Annotated in this window: 3 protein-coding genes; 1 reads left to right on the forward strand and 2 read right to left on the reverse strand. The window is 72.1% G+C overall.

All coding sequences use genetic code 11. The features are described from left to right. Positions 1-187 precede the first annotated feature (187 nt). Entirely contained in the window at positions 188-652 is a 465-nt protein-coding gene (locus RMP09_RS23980) for a hypothetical protein (RefSeq protein WP_137918475.1), read from the forward strand. 57 nt (positions 653-709) lie between these two features. On the opposite strand, the gene RMP09_RS23985 is transcribed toward RMP09_RS23980, so the two are convergent. Together RMP09_RS23985 and RMP09_RS23990 are read right to left on the reverse strand one after the other, a co-directional pair. Continuing rightward, positions 710-2467: a complex I subunit 5 family protein gene (locus RMP09_RS23985; protein WP_310568482.1), complete on the reverse strand. Its 1758-nt coding sequence runs from the start codon at positions 2465-2467 to the stop codon at positions 710-712. A gap of 4 nt (positions 2468-2471) precedes the next feature. Then, the coding region (locus tag RMP09_RS23990) for a proton-conducting transporter membrane subunit (RefSeq protein ID WP_310568483.1) at positions 2472-3101 on the reverse strand (630 nt) is incomplete at its 5' end.

Genomic DNA, 3101 nt, shown 5'->3' on the forward strand with positions numbered 1-3101 from the left:
TCGACGGACTGGTCGTGGTGCGCGGCGAACTGGTCGTCTTCCGCAACTTCGGTGGCGAGGCGCGCATCGACCGCACCGAGCGGCAGGTCAATCCGCTGGGTCCGCTGCAGCGCGCCGGCGACGCCGTCGGTGCGCGCATACTCAACTGAGCGTTCCCATCGACTCCACAACTCGAAAGCAAGCCATCATGCCCACCGAATCCCCCGATCGCGCCGTAGCCCCCCGTCGCAGCCCCTGGCCGCACGTCTTCGTCTGGCTGTCCATGTTGCTGCTGCTCCTGCTGTGGTCGCTGCTGGCCTGGGCGGCCCATGCCCTGGCCGACTGGTCCGGGTGGTCGGCCTGGGCCACGGGGGGTGGCGCAGGTACCGCTGGCTGGCAGGTTTGGATCGGCGCCCTCGAACTGCCGGCCTGGCTGGCACCCTGGCTGCCCGCGCAGTCGCTGGAAGCGGTCAAGGCGATGCTCGCGGCGTCCGCGCCAATGATCGAGTGGGCGGTTGCCAGCGCACCTGCGCTGATGGCCTGGCTGCCGACGCTGGTGCTCGTCTTTTGGGGGGTCGGCGCGGTACTGTTGGTGTTGGCCGGCGTTGCGCTCAGCGTGGCCGTCGGCATCTGGCGCCGGCGCGTGCAGCCGGCGCTGGCGGGCACGCGCTGACCGAAGCGGCGAGCGCGTCGGAAGGCCGGCTTCGTGCCGCTGCGCCGCGCCGGTGCCCTACGCCGACGCGATCAACAGCACGACCATGGCGGCGCCGAGAAGGGCCAGCGCGAGGCCGCTGCCGCCAGCCAGCGCAGATTCGGCGCGGCCCAACCAGGGCCATGACGGCACGGTGGCGTGCGCCACGGGCTCGGCGCCGTGCTCGGCGTGCCCCGCCGCCGCCCCATGCCCGTCCTGCTTCGACCCGGCGAGGGCTCTGGCCAGCGCCAGCAGCGGCACCACCAGGTCCCCCGGCGGCACCGCGAGCGAATCGGCGCTTGGGCTTCTGCGGCGCCATGCCGAGAGCAGCAGCGCCAGGCTGACGCCCAGTACGATTGGCCAGCTCGCGGCCGCCCAGCCGCCGGCCGTGGAGGGCAGCAGTTCGCGCGTTTCTCCGATCACCAACCATCCGGCCGCGCTGGCGGCCACCAGCAGCGCCCAACCGGCCCACATGGCAAGGTTCGGCGGGTGCGCGGCGTGGTTTCCCGCGTCGCGCTTCAGCAGCCAGATCGTGCGCAGCATCACCAGGGTCGTGCCGGCAGCGGCCAGGCTCAAGGCCATGCCGAGCCAGGCCCAGGTCTCGGGCAGCGCAGCCTTGAGCGCCGCCTTGGCCGCGTAGCCGCTGGTCAGCGGCGCGCCGGCCACGGCCAGCGCCGGCAGCGCCAAGCCCAGCATCCACAGCGCACGTGCGCGCGCCGTCGCTGCGCCAACCAGGCTGACGCCCAGGAACAGCGCCGCCTTCGCAAAAGCGTGGTGGAACGCATACAGCGTGGCCGCGGCCACTGCCGCCGGGGCCGCAGCAGGCACGGCCAGCGACAAACCGACGGCCACCGTGACGAAGCCCATCTGGCTGATGCTCGAATAGGCCAGCGCCGCCTTGGCATGTTGCTGCATCGCGCCCACCAGCGCTGCGGCGAACGCGGCCACCAGTCCGAGCACGACCAGCGCCTCGCCCCAGGCCGGCGCCGCCAGCGAGGCGCTGCCCGGCACGCCCAGCGGCAGCAGGCGCAGCCAGCCCAACAGGCCGGCCTTGATCATCGCGCCCGACAGCACGGCGCTGGCCGGCGTCGGCGCCACCGGGTGCGCCAGCGGCAGCCACACGTGCAGCGGCAGCGCACCGACCTTGATCCCGAAGCCCACAAGCGTGAGGCCGATCACCGCATCGCGCCACGGCGACACCGCTAGCGCCGGGCCGATGTCTGCGAAGTTCAGGCTGCCCGCAGCTTGCCAGGCCAGCGCGATGGCGGCGAACAGCGCCAGTTCGCCCAGCACCACCAGCGCCAGGTAGACGCGGCCCGCATGCAGGGCCTCGGGCGTGCGCGAGTGCACCACCAGCCCGTAGGAAGCGAAGCTCATCAGGGCGAAGAAGACATAGAAGCTCGCCGCGTCCTGCGCCAGCACGAGGCCGAAGTTGCCCGCCATTGCCGCGCACCAGAACAGCCAGAAGCTGTTGCGCCGCGGGTCGTCGTGCAGATAGCCCAGCGCATGCACGCCGCCGGCCAGCCACAGCGCCGAGGTGAAGAGCAGGAAGATGCGCCCGGTGCCGTCCAGCCCGAAGCGCGCACCGAGGAACAGCCACGGCAGGTCGACGGCACCCGGCGCTGCGAACAGCGCCACGCCCAGGGCGGGCAGCGCCGCCAGCGGCAGCAGCAGGCGCAGGCGGTTCAGCCGGCGCAGCGCCGGCAGCAGGAGCAGCATGGCGGCCAGCGGCACGAGCGCCGGGGCCAGCCAGGTCAGCGCACCGCCGGTCGCAGCGATGAAGGCGTCAGACGCCATCGCGTCAGCCACCGCCGTACTCCCGGCGAATGATCAGATACGCCCAGTCGAGCGGGCTCCACGGCGTCGCCGCCAGCACGCCCACGCCCACCGAGAACAGCGCCGTCAGCAGCACCGGCACCAGCAGCATCGGCTTGGCGGCGCGGCCGCGACCGTCCTCGTGCGGCCAGGGGCCGTTCTGGGGGCGGAACCAGGCGCGGTGCAACACCGGCAGGAAGTACATCGCATTGAGCAGGCTCGAGACGGCGAGCACGCCGATGGCCCACCATTGGCCCGCCTGCGCCGCGCCGGCGCCAAGGTAGAGCTTGCTGACGAAGCCGGCCACCGGCGGCACACCGATCATGCCGAGCGCGCCGACTGTGAAGGCGGCGGTGGTCAGCGGCATGCGCCGGCCGATGCCGTCCATCTCGCTGACGTGGTGCACGCCGAGCGTCTCGGCATAGTTGCCTGCGCTGAAGAACAGGGTGATCTTCATCAGCCCCTGGTGCACCAGGTGCACCAGCGCGCCTGTCGTAGCCACCGGCCCGAGCAGCGCCGTGACGAGCACGATGTAGGAGACTTGGCTCACGGTGGAGTAGGCCAGGCGCTTCTTCAACTCGTCCTGCATCAGCGCGCGCAGCGATCCGTAGATGAT

The sequence above is a fragment of the Hydrogenophaga sp. genome (assembly GCF_031426985.1).
Lineage (GTDB): Bacteria > Pseudomonadota > Gammaproteobacteria > Burkholderiales > Burkholderiaceae_C > Hydrogenophaga.

What these genes read in the sequence shown, in the direction of transcription:
- RMP09_RS23985 (WP_310568482.1), bottom strand. Translation starts at nt 2,467, where the DNA reads ATGGCGTCTGACGCCTTCATCGCTGCGACCGGCGGTGCGCTGACCTGG.
- RMP09_RS23980 (WP_137918475.1), top strand. Translation starts at nt 188, where the DNA reads ATGCCCACCGAATCCCCCGATCGCGCCGTAGCCCCCCGTCGCAGCCCC.